The following is a 16587-nucleotide window of genomic DNA, read 5'->3' as shown; positions in this document are numbered from 1 at the left end:
TCTCTACCGTAATAAGATATTGTACAGCGGCCCATAATTTAATGCGGTTGCTTTATTGGAGAGTCCATTGGATCTGTTTTTGTCACCTCGCCATAATCAGAGTTCTGCGGCGATAGAATCTGCAGCAAAGGAAGTTGGATGGAATGTCCATCGACTCACAAACTGGCGCGTGCCTGAATCCTATCATGCCTCTGCATCTGGTATCACTGCGTATGGGGAACCACTGTTCGTAGCGGCTATCGCGGATGCACTGGACCTTGCTCTTATCGAGCCTACGTTCTCGTGGCTGTCAAATCTTCCTGCGCAATATTTGAAGAGAAAAGTAGAATTGACTACGCTCGGTGAAGCTCGACGTTTGAACATGAAGACCTTTGCTAAGCCCGCTGATGATAAGTGTTTCGCTGCCAAAGTCTATGAGTCTGGTGCTGCGATCGAGGCATCACAACTACTTCCGAAGACCTCACCTGTAATTTTGTCTGATGTGGTTGATTGGGAACTGGAATGTCGGTACTTTGTTCTGGAACGCAAGGTTATGTGTTCATCTCCGTATTCTTTTGATGGTGAGTTGATCGACGACTCGTTTGTTGAATCTGATAATAATGTCAACGAGCGATCCATTTTCATCGAGAGCTTGTTAGAAGATGAAACAGTTCCGTTGCCTCCCGCGTGTGTTGTAGACATTGGATTGATTCGAGGCAAGGGATGGGCTGTCGTCGAGGCGAATCCAGCCTTCGGTGCTGGAATATACCAATGCGAACCTGCCAGGGTTCTGCCAGTGTTAGCTCGTAGCCTTGTTCTCCGCCGGGACCTGTCACCATCCGATCACCCCTGGGTGCTTGAGAGAACCGAATAGACTAAGTCAGCTCGACTTCTTGCATCGATTTAGTCGACAGGCTGAATGGTTTTAGGTGCAATTGAGGCTCTCCTAATAGTTTCTATTCGGCATAAAATGTTGTCTACAAAATGCTGACTCGCGGTATGGTAGTTGTAAGAGCAGGTCGAGGTGGCGTGATGTCGAGATTTTTTGTTGTGCTTATGGGTCTTGTTGTAGGCTATGTTGCCTACAATTTCGGCAGTCGCATACGACAGAGTATGGCTGGCGATGATGCCGCCATCGACACGTCAGACGGCGATGGTGATGAGCCATACGTGCAACCGATGAGTCTTGCTGACTCTATTCGGCAGAAAGTTGCAGAGGCTAAAGCTCAAAAGGCGCAGGAAGAATCTGAAGCGTCCGGCAGTTCGGAATCTTAAGACTGTTTGCCTATGTCCCTTCGCGCACTTTGCTATTCCCTTCGCGCTTTGGCTATGCTCTTCGCGCGGCGGGGCTATTTCTTTTGAGCTTTTGCCCATGAGTCTTTCAGCGTGACGATGCGATTAAACACCGGCGCCTCAGCTTTATGGTCTTTCTCGTCTGCGATAAAGTAGCCCTGCCGCTCGAATTGGAACCGCTCCCCTGCTTTCGCTTCGCCCAGGCTTCTCTCGATTTTGCAACCAGTCAACACCTGCAATGCGTTCGGATTGACTGCATTGAGAAATTCGCTGTCCTTCCCTGCTGGCGGCGCTTCTACTGATAGCAATCTGTCGTACAGTCTCAGCTCTGCATCTACAGCATGGCGAGCGCTAACCCAGTGTATGGTTCCTTTGACCTTGCGTCCCTCTGGGTTTGCGCCCAGTGTTGCCGGGTCATAGGTCGCGTGCAACTCAGTCACGTTTCCGTTCGCATCTTTGACGACGTCAGTGCATGTGATGCAGTATGAATAGCGCAGTCGCACTTCTTTTCCTGGCGCGAGACGATGGAAATCTTTTATCGGTTCGAGCATGAAATCGTCTTGCTCAACGTAAATTTCCTTGCAAAACGGCACTTTACGTGAGCCTTGTTTGCCCATATCGGGCGGGAAGTATGGCGCTTCCAGTTCTTGCACCTGGTCGTCCGGATAGTTTGTTATGACGACCTTCAATGGCTTGAGAACTGCCATTACACGTGGTGCGCTTTGATTCAGATCGTCACGAATGCAAAACTCTAGTTGAGCCATATCGACTACGCTGTTTGCTTTTGCTACTCCAACACTGGAACAGAAATTGCGTATGCTTTCCGGTGTGTATCCGCGGCGGCGTAACCCGGCTATTGTAGGCAATCTCGGGTCATCCCAACCGCTCACATGTTTACCTTCTACCAGCTCGAGCAAACGGCGTTTGCTCAATACTGTGTAGTTCAAATTCAAACGCGCAAATTCGTATTGGTGCGGACGGCTCGGAAATTTTGCGTAGTCTATGAGATTGTCGATCGCCCAGTCGTACAGTTCTCGATTGTTCTCGAACTCTAGAGTGCAGATGCTGTGCGTGATTCCTTCGATTGCATCTGATATCGGATGAGCGTAATCGTACATCGGATAGATGCACCACTTGTCTCCGGTCATATGGTGCGCAGTGTGTCTAATACGATAGAGCATCGGATCGCGCATCTTCATGTTCGGATTTGCCATGTCAATTTTTGCGCGCAGAATATGTTCTCCATCTTTGAACTCACCTTTGCGCATGCGACGGAAGAGATCCAGGTTCTCGTCGACACTGCGATCGCGATAAGGAGAATTTTTTCCTGGCGTAGTGACATTGCCGCGATACTCTTTGATTTCAGCATCGCTCAAACTGCAAACAAACGCTTTTCCTTCTTTGATCAGGTATTCGGCATAGTCATACATCTGCTCGAAATAATCGCTGGCGTGATAAAGCCCATCCCAGTCAAAACCGAGCCAGCGCACGTCGGCCTGGATGCCGTCTTCGAAGAGAGTGTCTTCTTTGGCGGGGTCTGTATCGTCGAAGCGCAGGTGGCAGCGAGTACCGTGTCCCAATTTCTCACGGTATTCAAGCGCCAGTCCAAAATTCAAGCAAATGGACTTGGCGTGACCGATATGGAGGAAGCCGTTTGGCTCCGGGGGAAATCTCGTGAGTACTTTAGTGTGACGTCCAGCCTTCAAATCTTCATCGATAATGTCTCTGATGAAGTCGCCTGTCTTGATTGGTGCGGGTGCTGACGATGTCACGATGAGCCCTCTCTGGTCGCGCTGGATTTATCCGAGTTAATCATTTTATCGCAAAGCCCCGAAGCGCATAGCCCTGCGTGCCAAATTGTTGCAACTATGAAGTCCAAACCAGGAGTCGCAGCCAATCATCGGTGAGTTGCTTAAATTCCTCGATCTTCTTGCTTCCGTATACGGGCTCAAATCTATAGGTGCAGTTAATTGCGGTTCTATTGTCGTTTTGAGCCAATCGGATTTCGATTTTTGCTTTGCATGTGACTTGCTTGTTTTGCACTGAAATCGTTTCTACTGTGGCGCAAAGAGTCGATGGCGGCTGCCTCTCCAAAATTGTCCATTTTGTTAGCAAGTCCGAGCCTGTTGAAATTCTATTCAAGAGTGTTTCATATGCTTTCTCTGCGGAAAGTTTCGTCAAGAATTCAGTGTTTAGTTCGGTCTTTATCGGCAGTTCTTGCTTCGCCAACGCCGCGCGCATCCACGATTCTGTTTGATTCTCCACTTTTTTTGCAAGTTTGTCGTCGCTGAACTCTTCCCATTTGTAGAACACGTCAATCGATGTTCGATTTGCAGCAATTTTTGTGAAAGTGAATGTGAGCGCACCTTTAGCTTGCAGTAATTGAGCTGGTTCACGGTACGTTACTTCTACGAGAATGGCCTTATTCTCACTTCTCTTATAGATGTTCCATTCGTAGTGGCCGACGGACTGATTCGATAGAAGTTGGACAATGCGTGTATATGCTTCGGTCAGCTCGATATCGAAGACAGTTGGCTGAGTGGCTTTATATCTTGCTTTCAGATTGATGCGATAAGCGATTGCAAGAATCGTTGTTGCGACGCTTCCCAGAACGACTATGGATGCAAGTTCCATCGGACTATTTGTCGACGGCTGGACTGCGATAGATCTTTTCTGCTTGCTTGCCGTAGTCGTGCTTGGTCGGTTTCAATTGTGGATCAACGGCGACGCGCTCATCGAAAACGAAACATTCGCCATTCCAATGGTCACCGCCTACTTGCTCGAAATAATTGAGTATGCCGCCATGCAATTGATATACATTGGGAAGGTTCAACTCGTTCATGTAGAGAGCCGCTTTTTCGCAGCGAATGCCTCCAGTGCAAAACGTGACGATCGTTTTTTCTTTGAGCGGATTTTCCTCTTTGGCAAGCGACTCTTGCACGCACTCTGGAAATTGGCTGAAGTTGACGATATCAAAATCGATTGCGCCTTCGAACGTTCCGACTTTGACTTCGTAATTATTGCGCGTGTCTAGAAGCACGACTTCGCGACCGCCGTCGTCGTGCCCCTGTGCAAGCCATTTTTTCAGAGTTTTGGGTTCGATAGTCGCAGCTCGTCCTGATTCAGGGCGAATCATCGGATGTCGCATAGTGATTATCTCTTTCGGCATTCTCACTACCATTTTGCCGAAAGGTTGATGCTCTGAAAAGCTTTCTTTTATTTCCAGATCATTGAAGCGATGCGCAAAAATCTCGTCCGTTGCCAGATAAGAAAGGAAAGCTCGCACCGGTGCTTCGCCACCCGCCAGGGTCAGATTGATTCCTTCGTCCGCCAGCAGAATGGTGCCTTTCAGCTTTAGTTGCTCGCACTTTTCCTGGAGGATCGGCTGCAACTTTTCTCTGTCGGGAATACCAATGAATTTATACGCTGCGACGTTCAGAATATTCATAACTGATCAGAACGAAGCACCATTAGCGGTGCTCTCTACTCCTTGTCTACCAGTGCAGATGTCGCTTCTAGCTTTTTCTTGATTTCCGGAAGAGCTTCGCGAGCGGCCTTTTGACCTTCTTCAAAGGCTCTTTTGGCTAGTTTTTTGCTGGTTGTAATCAACGAGACACCTTCAGTGTTCGGGTGAATTACAACGTCGGCGATGTCTTCCTGCGCCTGGTCGATTGTGTACAAATCCCACTTTAGCATTCGCTTTGAAACACTGCCCGGACGTCTGAATGTTTCGAGCTTATCTTCGTAGAAAGGCTCATCGATATTCACTGCGATAACGATGTCTGCGCCCATTTCTCGACACTGTTTAACCGGCAAGTTACAAACAACACCGCCGTCCACCAAAAGCTTTCCACCAATTTCAACTGGTTTACGAAGCCCCGGCACGGCAGAGCTCGCCTGCATTGCATAACCGAGGTCGCCACCTTGAATCATGTACGGTTTGCCGTCCAGAAGGTTCAAGGAAATTGCGGAGTATGGAATTTTCAGATTCTGAATCAACTGTTGTTTGTCAGGGAAATTTTTGTCCATGTAGTTGCGGAAGAGATTGCCTCTGTACAGCCCGTCATATGGCTTGGCGCCTAGCAAGCGTGGTGTAAAGAGTACAGGTGCAAGAATGATTCGAACCGGCAATGAAACCGGCATAAAGTGTTTCATCAGACTGCCTGATTCGAAGTCTTTCTGTATTTTTTCGTTCGAAACACCGGCAGCATATAATCCACCGACGATCGAACCGATACTGGTGCCGGTGACATAGTCGAATTTGATGCCTTCTTTCGTCAAGACGTCAAGCACACCGACATGGGCTGCACCGCGAGCGCCGCCTCCGCCAAGGGCAAGACCGATTTTCGGTGCGACTGCCTTCGGTTTTTCTTTCCACTTCAAATAGTCAGCATATGTGGCACGCGAGGTCGGCACCAACTTGGGGCTGTCTTTTTCCGGCTCCGCGGCAGCGAACGCCCCAACAGTTGAGATAGTTGTGATGCTTAAGGCGATGCTCAGCGCTGCCAAACCTTTGGCCTGGCTGTGGATTAACGATGACAAATGTGACACTGAAATCTTCAAAATAAGATTCGCAACCTCGATTGAGTGACTGTGAGCGACTCGGGCAAGTCGGAAAGTACCTGGGGTACAGATGTTGAGCTTAACATTTTACGGGCAAAAATATGTGTCTAACAGCCGCCCGTAAAGCAATCCGTTGCTTGTTTTAGCTAAGAATTCACCCATGAATTAGACGGAATCAATGTTTAGTGAACGCCCGCCGCCGCAGGACCTCGCGGTTTTTTGAGAAATGCGATAGCGATGATGCTCAGCAAGAGTGTTGCGCCCATGATTAAGAATGAGTCGTTGTAAGCCATTACGAAGCTTTCCCGGCGAACAGTGTTATCGATGATTTTGATTGCTTGATCATGAGCAGTGACGGCGTCGACACCCCTGGCTACCAGTTGTTGTGTCAAACCGTTGAGGTGCTCTTGCATAGTCAGGCTTGCCTGGTGAATGGATTCACCAATCCGGCTGGAATGGAATTGCTCACGTCGCGTTACGAAAGTGGAAATCAAGGCGACGCCTATTGAGCCGCCGAGGTTACGCATCATGTTGAACAGAGCAGAAGCGGAACTCGCCTGGCTGCCTTCGATTCCGGAAGTTGCCAGTGTTGAGAGCGGTACCATGATCAGTGGTTGCCCGAGGGCGCGCACCAGCAGCGACGGAATCAGCTGATCGCCTGCATTCAGGAATGTCATATTTGTATTCATCAGACAGCTGGTCGCAAAGAGCGAAATTCCTATACTCAGCAAGAGACGCGGGTCTACCCTGGTCATCAGTTTTGGTACCAGCGGAATAATCAGCAGTTGCGGTAAACCAAGCCACATCATTGTCGTTCCGATTTGCAGCGCACTGTAGCCTTGTATTTGGGCCAGATACACAGGGACTATGTATACCGATCCGTACAACCCAAATCCAAGTGTCGTATTGGCGACACTTGCCAGGCTGAAGTTTCGCTCAGCGAGTAACTTCAGATTGATCAGCGGCTTCTTCGCCGTCAATTCACGCCAGAAGAAAATGATTAGCGATAGAGCGGAGATGATGGCGAGCGTGACAATCATGTTGTTGCCGAACCAATCTTTTCTGTTGCCTTCTTCTAAAACGACTTCAAGGCAACCGAGACCACTCGCCATTGAGATGATGCCTAGCCAGTCTCCGTCTTTTAGCAACTTGAGATTGAGCGGTTCTTTGGGCAGTGTCAGCCACAAAGTAGTGACGAAGAGTATGCCGGGAAGTACATTCAGGTAGAAGATGTACTGCCAGCCGTAAGTGTCTGTAAGCCAGCCTCCGATCGCTGGTCCGATCGATGGCGCGAATGTTGCTGTAATGGCGAAAATAGCCATGCCGATGGGGCGCTTGCTTGGCGGCAAGCTTGTCAGAATAATTGTGAACGCCATCGGTATGAGAATACCGCCAGTGAATCCCTGCAAAGCTCGGCAGATAATCATGCCATTTAAGTCTGGAGCCCATGCACAGAGCATCGAGAAGAGGATGAAAAAACAGCCGTTCACTATGACATAGAGCCTTGTGGAAAAAGCTTTTGACAGCCATGGCGTCAGCGGAATGGTGACGATCTCTGCCACTAGATATGATGTGGCAATCCAGGTTCCTTCATCGAGAGTCGCTCCCAGCGCCCCTTGAATGTCTTGTAGCGAGCTGTTTACGATCTGAATATCTAGCACTGCCATGAATGCGCCAAGAGCGGCACCAAGGACCGCCAGCCAGCTCCTCAGCGAGACTGGCGATTCCCTGGTGGCGTTGGCGGTGGCGGAGGCAGAAGAAGACATTGTTGCGGTAGACATGACATTGGCTCGCTATTTCACGGCGATGTTTACGACGGCTGACATTCCCGGCACCAGCAGGTCTTCGAAACCTTTAATGGAAGATTGGTCGAATCTGACTTTTACAGGTACACGTTGAACGATCTTGGTGAAGTTTCCAGTGGCGTTGTCGGGCGGCAAGAGGGCGAAACTGGCGCCGGAACCGGGCGAAACACTATCAACTACGCCTTCAAAATCTTGATGCGGAAATGAATCGATTTTGACGGTTACGTGTTCTCCCTTGCGGATTTTTTCCAGCTGGGTTTCTTTGAAATTTGCTACAACCCACAAATCATCGGCGACTACGCTCATAAGCTGCTGACCTGGCTGTACTCGCTGGCCTGCTTCGACTGATTTCTTTCCGACGCGGCCCGTTACGGGGGATGTGATTTTCGTATAAGACAGTTGCAACTGGGCGTCGCTCAATTGTGCTTGAGCCTGAGCAATGCTGGCTTTTGCGACGTCATACTGGCTTGTATCAACTTGAGTTTGCACATGCAGTGCTTCAGCTTGCTGCGCAATTCCTTGTGACTGCACCAGTTGTGCTCGTGCTGCGCTAACAGATTGTTCGGCCTGCTCCAGTTTTGCTGCTGCTTGTTTTACATCTTCTTGAGCGGCTGCGGTGGCATTCTTCGCTACATTGAAGTCGCGAAGCGCCTGGTCTCGTTGTTGCCACGAAACAGCACCTTGTTGAGCAAGTTTTTCGAAACGAATGTAATCTTTTTCCGATCGGTCTTCTTCAGCCTGTCTTTCAGCAAGCACCGCTTGAGCCTGCGGGATCGCGGACCTGGCTTCCAGCACTGCCGCCTGTGATTTCGAAATCATTGAAACGGCGTTGGAAACATTTCCACTGGCTTCAATGGTTTTTCCACCGGCGTTTGTTGAAGAGAGTTTGATTGACGTTTGTGCTGCTTCCGCCTGATGTTGAGCGACTTTCAGTGCAGCTAAAGCTGACTGCACGCGTACTTCGTAATCGCGGGGGTCCAGCAGAACGAGCACCTGCCCGGCTGTAACGTGTTCGTTGTCGTCTACCAGCACTTTGGCTACGGTGTCGTTGATTCGTGAGCTGATTGCATGCATGTGGGCTGTGGTGTAGGCATCATCGGTCTCTTCATGCGTGCTTGCATAGTTGTACCAGCGCAAACCGCCCACGGTCGCGCCGCCGAGCGCCAAGATTGCTGCGCTGATGAGCAAAGCTTTCTTTATATGATTTGTCGGCTTTTTGTTTGGCTGCCCTGTGCTTACTGTTGATCTAAGAGCATCGTCCTTCGCTTCTGCCGGGGCGGCAGTGGTTTGCTGCCCTACCTTTTGACGCTCTTCTTTTATCTCCGGTTCGGCAACGTCATCTCTAACACCGGGTACGGCTCGCTGCGCGTCACGAATCTTCGACTCCCGCACTTCTGTTGTGATTGTTCTGGGGAGAATGTTCGGTATTCCCGAAATTGCTAACTGTTGAGACATCTGTAGGTTCCCTTTTTGATACCAACCAACCAGTTGGTCTGTTATTATGGTATGCTCGAAGTGAGGCTATGTCAAGCTCAAGAATGTCCATAGAATCCCAAAAACCTGGCGTTGACACTGCTAATTTAGGACTGCTAGACTGACCTGATGGTTGATTAAATTTTGGAGTTTGTAATGAGTCCCACTTCCTCAAAGAAACATGCTCCCCTCGTCCGTGACGCTGAGGCGACGAAAGGTCGCATCCTGGACGCAGCTGAGGAAGAGTTCGCGCGGGGCGGGCTGCTCGGCGCTCGTACTGAGGCTATTGCCGCTAAGACGGGCGTGACGAAGTCAATGATTTTCTATCACTTCGGTGACAAGGAAGGGCTCTACCAGGCAGTGCTGGAGCGTGCGGTCTCGATGCGAGTTGCAACTCTGCAAAAGACCGATTTACACAATTCGGATGCTGAAGTGTCATTGCGAAATTTCGTCGATAGCTTTTTGCGAGATCTCAGCGGCAACCCTAATTTGCCGGCGATTTTTTTCTACGAAGGAATTCAAAATAAGGGCAAGTTCTACAGCCAGATTGCTATTACGTCGCTGTATGCGCCACTTGTTGATATCTTGAAAAGGGGCTCTGAGTCAAAACAATTTCGCGAGTTGGACCCTCTGCACGCAGCTGTAAACATAATAGGAATGTGCGTTTTCTATTTCTGCAGCATCGACAACGTCAAGCATCTATGGCCAACCGGCACGAACCCGCTGTGTCCGGAGATGATTGACATGCACAGGCGCATGGCCGTCGAGCAGACTGTAGCGAGCGTTCTAGCACCCTGTCCGGAATAGTCTGGTGTTCCGCAATACCCTGATGTTCTGGAACAGCGGAAAATTCTGGTGCTGTAACCTCCAGGTTTGAACTTACAAAATCGATTTAAGCCTGGAATTAAGTTCGTCGTCGGGTATACAGCCAACTTCTTGAGCCGTTAGCTGACCCTGCCGGTCGAAAAAGCAAGTAACTGGAATAGCACTTACGCCCAGACCTTGAGCCAGTTCGGCGGTGTTTGCGTTGTCGATGTCATATCTCACAAAATCAATGTCTGGAAATCTGGCTCTTGCTGCTTCAATCGTCGGTCCATAGGCTTTGCAGGCTCCACACCACTCTGCACCGAACTCGAGCACGCGTGGTCTGCGCGAAGAAGTGATCTCTCGTTTGATTTCAGTTAGCGTCGTTTTACGAACTGACTCTGCTTTGCTTCGTTGATGATGGACCACGCCAAACATGATAATTGCCGCTGCACAGACCGCCAGCGTTTTTTCTGTCAGGTAGGTCTTCGGTGGCGGCGGTGGAACCGTCCCGTATTTGTTGCCGCAATACCGGCAAGTACTGAAATCGGTGAAATCGTACTGGTTGCAGTAGGCACAAAGTTTATTGGTTGCTTCAAGTGAATTCATGGTTTACTGCGGGCCTCTCGCGGTTCCTCTTACAGTTGTTTCACACTTTATTCCATCATTTTATTCCACAAATTTATTCCACAAAGTCGTTTCAGAAATCTGTTGAATAAATCTGTCAAAAAATGTTTCCCAATCCCCAAATCCGTGCAGAAAAGCAGCTAAGCCTGCTCACTTTTGCATTCGCGCCAGTGCTGCTGTGAGAATGCCTACGTTGGCAAAATCCTCGTACGAACATCCACGAGATACGTCATTAATCGGATGATTGAGCCCCTGTAAAATCGGTCCGGTGGCTGTGGCGCGACCAAGGCGTTCTGTGATTTTGTAGGCGATATTGCCGCAATCAAGATTTGGGAAGATAAAAACGTTTGCACCTGCTTCTATGAACGGGCTGTCGGGTGCCTTTTTCTTCGCAACTTCGGGCAGGAGCGCCGCGTCAAATTGTACTTCGCCATCCAGCACGGTGCCCGGACAAAGCTGTTTTGCCAGTCGCGTGGCTTCTTTGACTTTGTCTACAAGTGGGCTTTTGGCGCTGTCTCGAGTGGAAAAAGACAGAAAGGCGATGCGCGGTTCGTAGCCAAATGACTGCACTGTTTGTGCGGTGGCGTGAGCAATGTCTGCAAGCGTTTCTGCATCAGGATCGATGTTGACCGAACAATCCGCAAAAAACAACAAGCGTTCCGGCCACTCCAGCACGAAAAGCGAGGATGCTCTTCTGAACCCCTTCTTGAGCTGGATGATTTCAAACGCGGGAATGAACGGTTTGGTTTCGCTGTTAAGACCGGAGACCATTCCGTCAGCCTCGCCTTTACGAACCATCATGGCGCCGTAGTAGTGCGGCAATTTTATTTTGAGCAACGCCTGTTCCGGCGTTACTCCTTTGTGTTTGCGCAGTTCGTAATAAGTCTCAGCAAACTCGCTAAGGTTGTTTTGTGCTTGCGGATCGATAACTTCAATTTCGGTAAGGTCAATATCCAATGATGCCGCTTTTCCTTCGACATCTGCTTTCTTGCCAAGTAGAATTGGAATGGCGAAATTCTCTCTGCGCAAAAGCTCAGCGGCTCTGATCGCGCGTTCTTCTGCGCCTTCTGGATAGACGATTCTTTCGCCCAGCCCGCGCACTAAATTTTTCATCGAGTCGAGAAACATGGACTAGTTTTTGCCGCCATAGACGTAGTCCCAGCCGCTTCCTTTCATTTCCTTTTTGTCAGAGGGCTTACTCTGCGCCCCTTCCTGCGACTGGGGCTGAGACGCGGTCTTTGACAGTGGCTGCGAATGTTGTGCCGATTGTTTGGAAGATTGAGAGCGTGATTGTTCTTGTGCGGGAGCTTGAGATTGTTGCTTGGTTTTCGTTGCCGTGTTTGCTACTTTGGGTGGTGGCGCCTGCATTCTCAATATCTTGTTGATATCTTTGATGTCTTGTTCGATTGCAGCACGGTCTTTGGCGGGCGGATTGCACTTGAGTGCTCGTTGAAAGGTGGCGACTGTCTCTTTCAGCTTGTCTTGCTTCAGGTAGACGTTTGCGAGATCGTTCCAGGGCATCCAGTCTTTGTCGTTTAGCGCCAGTGATTTTTTGTACGCGTCCTCCGCATTGGCGTAGTCACCTACTTTTCTGTAGGCGACACCGAGATTGGTATAGAAGTCCGGGTCGAACGTGTATTTGCCAACCGCCACCTTGAAGTCTTCGAGTGCCTGCTGATATTGCTCTTTCTGCAGGTAGCGATTGCCTCGATTGTAGTATGGAAGCGCATCGCTCCAGGCGTCTTCGTCGCCTTTGCCGGGGAATCCCTCGGCGTGCGATGCTCCGGCAAAAAGGTTAATGCTTATCAGTGCTAGAAGTAATATTTTGCCCAGTGATTTTAGCGCCAAGCTCTTGTCCTCGTGGCGTTCACTTCTTTGTCATGATCAAGTTCTGACCATCTTTGTTGTGAATCAACTTTCCGTCAGCGCCCCCGGCAATGATGGCATAAGAAGCTCCATTCTTGATCGGGCAGTAAACTATTTGCCCCTTCGGTAATGTTTCTTCTTCACCAGCTTCGTCTAGTTTTGTCAGTGGCTTGATGACAAACCATTCCTGTTTCTTTGTAAATGGGTTATAGAAGGGGGCTGTCGAAGTTGATTTGTTGATTGTAATCATTGGGAAGTAGCTCTGGAACTCCGCGTTCAAAGCAACCGGATATTTCCCATTATGCTTTTTTGCAAATTTCTCAACCATTGTTTGCAGCAGCAACATCTGCATGCGGATCGCTTCATTCATGGTGGCGGCGTTGTCGACTTTAGCTCCGCTGGCTGCTGCCTTGCGGCGTTTTATGTCGTTTTGCAATTCTTCGATGGCGCTGACTCGAACGTAATCACTTTTCTCTAAAGCGCTTTGCCGGGCTGCCTCAATTTGTTTTTCGAGACCGGCATATTTACCCGCTGCTATCTGAGCCTGCCACTCCTGGACATCTTCATTCTCAGCCAGCACCAATCGGCAGCTGTAAGTTAATACAGTTGCTGTGCTAATCAGAAGAGTGGCTAAAACCCGCATCTCACGCCCAGCTCAAGGAAATTATCAACAATCTATTATACATTGGGCGGCTTGTCACGCGGAAGTATATGCGAATTTGGTAATGAAGCCGTTGCGCGCCTGCCTTTGACAATGTATCTTACTTGCGGGCACTCGCTAGACAGGTCATCCATGAGCCGTTCTCGAAAAAGTCGTAAAGACAGACTGCATCAGCAGTTAGCCTCTTATGCAATAAATACTCTGCCAGGCAGTGTTGAAGCAAAAAAGGATGCACCGCATCCGGTGATTACGGTGATCGCTTATGGACCAAATGAGCTGGTCGAGAAAGAGATCACCACTGTGGGCGAACTCGAGCCGCTTTTGAACAAATATCCGGTTACCTGGGTCAATGTGGATGGGCTCGGTGATGCCTCTGTGATCAAGGAGTTCGGACACTTTTTCAATATCCATAACCTCGCGCTCGAAGATGTGATGACTTTCCATCAGCGCGCTAAGGTCGAGACATATGACGCTCAGTTTTATATAGTCGCGCATATGTTGAAGTGGGAAGATGATGAAATCAAAGTCGAGCAGCTCAACATTTTCCTGGGAAAAAATTTCGTCGTTACTTTTCAGGACGGGCCGATTGACTGCATGGACCCAGCCCGCGAGCGCATTCGCAAAGGCACCGGTAAATTGCGAGTGTCTGGTCCGGACTATCTCGCCTATTCTCTTCTGGATACAGTTATCGATAACTATTTCCCCATCCTTGAAAATTACGGAGATTCTCTGGAGGATCTGGAAGAGTTGATCATTGAGAAACCTTCGCGTGCAGTAATTGGTAAGATTCACAAGATCAAGCGGGACCTGCTCTTTCTGCGGCGGTCCATATGGCCGCTGCGCGAAGCCGTCAACAGCCTATTGCGAGATACGCCTGACGCATTTCATAAGGAAACATTGATTCATTTGCGCGATTGCTACGATCATGCAGTGCAAATTCTTGATTTCATTGAAACCTATCGTGAACTGAGCGCTGATTTGCAGGACGTTTATCTCTCCAGCATCAGTAATCGTATGAATGAAGTAATGAAGGTTCTGACTATTATCACCACTCTGTGTGTGCCACCGACACTGGTGGCGGGTATCTATGGTATGAATTTTGATAATACTGCTTCGCCATTCAATATGCCTGAATTGCGATGGTATTTTGGTTATCCTTATGCACTATTGCTCATGCTGATAATCGCTCTGATAACACTTTTGATTATGTGGATGAAAGGGTGGCTTGGAGAAACGCCCTTTCAATCGGAGAAAGAATTGCACAGCTTGCTGCGTCAAAATTCACTCGAGCGCCAATCACCCCCGGAGAAATAGCCATGCCTGAGTTGGAGAGCGGGGCTATATTCAATCGAACCAGAAGATATCGCTACAAGTTGTGGCGCAAGTGGGACAAACAAAAACCGCAAGTTGTGTTTTTGATGTTGAATCCCAGTAAAGCTGATGCCGAAAAGAATGATCAGACCATTCGCACTTGTATCGGCATGGCAACAAGGTTTGGATTCGGTTCACTTGAGGTCGTCAACCTTTTTGCCCTTTGCGCCACTTATCCGAAAGAGTTGCGGCAAGCCAGAGATCCTGTTGGTAAATTAAACGACGAGTATATTTTGGAATCCGTATCGTCTGCAGAACAAGTCATTCTTGCCTGGGGCAACCATGGCGAGCTTTTGGGGCGAAGCGCTGAGGTGCTGGATCTGATATCGGGCTACGACCAGAAACTGCTTTGTCTTGGCGCTACTAAAAGGGCTCAACCACGGCATCCGCTCTATACGCCGACTGACCGGATTTTAAGACCCTATTCTAGTTGTGTTGATGAACTGCGGAAGCTTTGCCTTTAACGATTTTATCTTCGCCTTTATCGTTCACCGCAGGCGGTGCATCCAATTCGTGCTTCTTGATCATTGCGTCAACCAATCCGACAAATAGCGGATGAGCTTTGTCCGGTCTTGACTTGAGTTCCGGGTGGAACTGGCAAGCGACAAAGTAGGGGTGATCCGGCAGTTCAATCATCTCGACCAATTTCTCATCGGGAGAGAGACCCGAGAAGATCATTCCTGATTTCGAGAGTTGATCTCGCAGTGAATTGTTGACTTCGTAGCGATGACGATGACGCTCGTGTATGAGTTCTGAACCGTAAACCGCAGCCGCTTTCGTTCCTGACTTGAGGTGGCATGGATATCTGCCCAGGCGCATCGTGCCGCCCTTGAGTGTCACATTGTGCTGGTCCGGCATCAAGTCGATAACCGGATACTTACTGGCTGGATCAAACTCTGTCGAATTTGCGCTAGCCATATTTGCTACGTTGCGAGCAAATTCAATTACTGCCGTTTGCATTCCGAGGCATAGACCAAGATAAGGAATCTTGCGTTCACGCGCGTATTGTCCGGCAAGTATCTTGCCTTCTATGCCTCGGTCGCCGAAGCCACCGGGCACGAGCACACCGTCGACGCCCATCAAATATTCATGGGCTCCGTTTTTTTCGACGTCTTCGGACAGTACCCATTTGATATTCACTGCCGCGCCCAGTTTGGCTCCAGCATGTTTGAGAGATTCGACAACCGAGATGTAGGCGTCAGACAACATAACGTACTTGCCTACGATCGCTACTGTCACAGTCTTAGTCGGACGCTTGACGCGGTCTACTAGCTGCTTCCACTCAACCAGGTCAGGCGGGTTGTTTTGCAGGTGAACACGCTCTAGCACACGCTCTGCCAGTCCCTCCTGTTCCATCAACAGTGGCACTTCATAGAGATGTTGAACATCGCGACACTGAATCACAGCATTCAAGTCGACGTCGGTAAAGAGCGCCAGTTTGTCTTTGATTGCCGGCGGAATGTTTCTTTCAGTTCGACAGACCAGGATGTCTGGCTGAATACCCCGTGCTCTCAATGTTTCCACGCTGTGCTGAGTCGGCTTGGTCTTCAACTCGTCGGTTGTGCGCAAGTTTGGAATCATAGTGACGTGGATATAGCAAACGTTGTCGCGACCTATATCTTTTCGCATCTGGCGAATTGCTTCGAGGAAGATCAGACTTTCGATGTCGCCCACCGTTCCGCCTACTTCGACGATTACAACTTCAGCCAGAGATGTGCTTGCCGCCTTTCGCAAGAAGTTTTTGATTTCGTTGGAGACATGCGGAATCATCTGGACTGTGCCGCCCAGGTAGTCGCCACGGCGTTCTTTCTCAAGAACGCTCTTATAGATGTAGCCGGCTGTGACATTGTTCATGCGACTGAGGTCGACGTCGATGAAGCGCTCGTAATGGCCCAGGTCGAGGTCTGTCTCGGCACCGTCTTCTGTTACGAAGACCTCACCGTGCTGGTATGGGCTCATCGTGCCCGGGTCGACGTTGAGATAAGGGTCCAGCTTGACAATCGTCGTCGAAATGTTCCTGGCTCTGAGCAACCGCCCCAGAGAGGCAGCAATAATGCCCTTCCCCAATGAAGAGACGACCCCACCGGTAACGAATACATACCTGGTGTTCATATTGCCTCCTGTCTTGCAGATCCCAAATGATAG

16 protein-coding genes are annotated in these 16587 nt (G+C 49.4%); 5 read left to right on the top strand and 11 right to left on the bottom strand.

What is annotated here, in order from left to right; translation table 11 throughout:
- The first annotated feature begins 67 nt into the window (after nt 1-67).
- Nucleotides 68-853: a DUF4343 domain-containing protein gene (locus EKK48_22250; protein ID RTL38024.1), complete on the top strand. Its 786-nt coding sequence runs from the start codon at nt 68-70 to the stop codon at nt 851-853.
- Nucleotides 854-1011: 158 nt separating this feature from the next.
- Nucleotides 1012-1254 carry a hypothetical protein gene (locus tag EKK48_22245; GenBank protein RTL38023.1) on the top strand — a complete coding sequence of 81 codons (243 nt, stop codon included), beginning with the start codon at nt 1012-1014 and terminating at the stop codon, nt 1252-1254.
- Between the two features lie 74 nt (nt 1255-1328).
- On the opposite strand, the gene EKK48_22240 is transcribed toward EKK48_22245, so the two are convergent.
- From EKK48_22240 to EKK48_22215, 6 genes are all read right to left on the bottom strand, one after another.
- Complete coding sequence (locus EKK48_22240; GenBank protein ID RTL38022.1) at nt 1329-3047, bottom strand: glutamine--tRNA ligase/YqeY domain fusion protein; 1719 nt, start codon at nt 3045-3047, stop codon at nt 1329-1331.
- Between the two features lie 91 nt (nt 3048-3138).
- Nucleotides 3139-3906, bottom strand: coding sequence for a hypothetical protein (locus tag EKK48_22235; protein ID RTL38021.1), 768 nt, complete (start codon nt 3904-3906; stop codon nt 3139-3141).
- Nucleotides 3907-3910: 4 nt separating this feature from the next.
- Complete coding sequence (locus EKK48_22230; GenBank protein ID RTL38020.1) at nt 3911-4720, bottom strand: sulfurtransferase; 810 nt, start codon at nt 4718-4720, stop codon at nt 3911-3913.
- A 35-nt stretch (nt 4721-4755) separates the two neighbouring features.
- On the bottom strand, nt 4756-5907 hold the full coding sequence (locus tag EKK48_22225) for a hypothetical protein (protein RTL38019.1): 1152 nt from the start codon (nt 5905-5907) through the stop codon (nt 4756-4758).
- A 110-nt stretch (nt 5908-6017) separates the two neighbouring features.
- On the bottom strand, nt 6018-7616 hold the full coding sequence (locus EKK48_22220) for a DHA2 family efflux MFS transporter permease subunit (GenBank protein RTL38018.1): 1599 nt from the start codon (nt 7614-7616) through the stop codon (nt 6018-6020).
- A 12-nt stretch (nt 7617-7628) separates the two neighbouring features.
- A complete protein-coding gene (locus EKK48_22215) occupies nt 7629-9095 on the bottom strand; it encodes an HlyD family secretion protein (protein RTL38017.1) in 1467 nt (488 codons plus the stop codon).
- Between the two features lie 174 nt (nt 9096-9269).
- Here EKK48_22215 and EKK48_22210 point away from each other — a divergent pair, with 174 nt between their 5' ends.
- Nucleotides 9270-9920 carry a TetR/AcrR family transcriptional regulator gene (locus tag EKK48_22210; GenBank protein RTL38016.1) on the top strand — a complete coding sequence of 217 codons (651 nt, stop codon included), beginning with the start codon at nt 9270-9272 and terminating at the stop codon, nt 9918-9920.
- Between the two features lie 72 nt (nt 9921-9992).
- Here EKK48_22210 and EKK48_22205 read toward each other — a convergent pair whose 3' ends face one another.
- The 4 genes from EKK48_22205 to EKK48_22190 all read right to left on the bottom strand — a co-directional run bounded on the left by EKK48_22205 (nt 9993) and on the right by EKK48_22190 (nt 13053).
- A complete protein-coding gene (locus tag EKK48_22205) occupies nt 9993-10526 on the bottom strand; it encodes a thioredoxin (GenBank protein ID RTL38015.1) in 534 nt (177 codons plus the stop codon).
- Nucleotides 10527-10694: 168 nt separating this feature from the next.
- Complete coding sequence (pta, locus tag EKK48_22200; protein RTL38014.1) at nt 10695-11672, bottom strand: phosphate acetyltransferase; 978 nt, start codon at nt 11670-11672, stop codon at nt 10695-10697.
- Nucleotides 11673-11675: 3 nt separating this feature from the next.
- Nucleotides 11676-12392, bottom strand: coding sequence for a tetratricopeptide repeat protein (locus EKK48_22195; protein ID RTL38013.1), 717 nt, complete (start codon nt 12390-12392; stop codon nt 11676-11678).
- A 19-nt stretch (nt 12393-12411) separates the two neighbouring features.
- Nucleotides 12412-13053, bottom strand: a complete 642-nt coding sequence (locus tag EKK48_22190) for a hypothetical protein (protein ID RTL38012.1) — start codon at nt 13051-13053, stop codon at nt 12412-12414.
- A 111-nt stretch (nt 13054-13164) separates the two neighbouring features.
- Between EKK48_22190 and corA the strand changes: the two genes are divergently transcribed.
- Complete coding sequence (gene corA, locus EKK48_22185) at nt 13165-14385, top strand: magnesium/cobalt transporter CorA (protein ID RTL38011.1); 1221 nt, start codon at nt 13165-13167, stop codon at nt 14383-14385.
- 11 nt (nt 14386-14396) lie between these two features.
- The gene (locus EKK48_22180) at nt 14397-14906 is read left to right on the top strand and encodes a DUF1643 domain-containing protein (protein ID RTL38149.1); all 510 of its coding nucleotides are present in this window, start codon (nt 14397-14399) and stop codon (nt 14904-14906) included.
- On the opposite strand, the gene EKK48_22175 is transcribed toward EKK48_22180, so the two are convergent.
- Entirely contained in the window at nt 14869-16554 is a 1686-nt protein-coding gene (locus EKK48_22175) for a CTP synthase (protein RTL38010.1), read from the bottom strand. The two genes, EKK48_22180 and EKK48_22175, sit on opposite strands and share 38 nt — an antisense overlap.
- Nucleotides 16555-16587: the final 33 nt, after the last annotated feature.

It is taken from the genome of Candidatus Melainabacteria bacterium (genome assembly GCA_003963305.1).
In the GTDB taxonomy this organism is placed as follows: Bacteria; Cyanobacteriota; Vampirovibrionia; order Obscuribacterales; family Obscuribacteraceae; genus PALSA-1081.
This window is presented reverse-complemented; position numbering and strand designations above follow the sequence as displayed.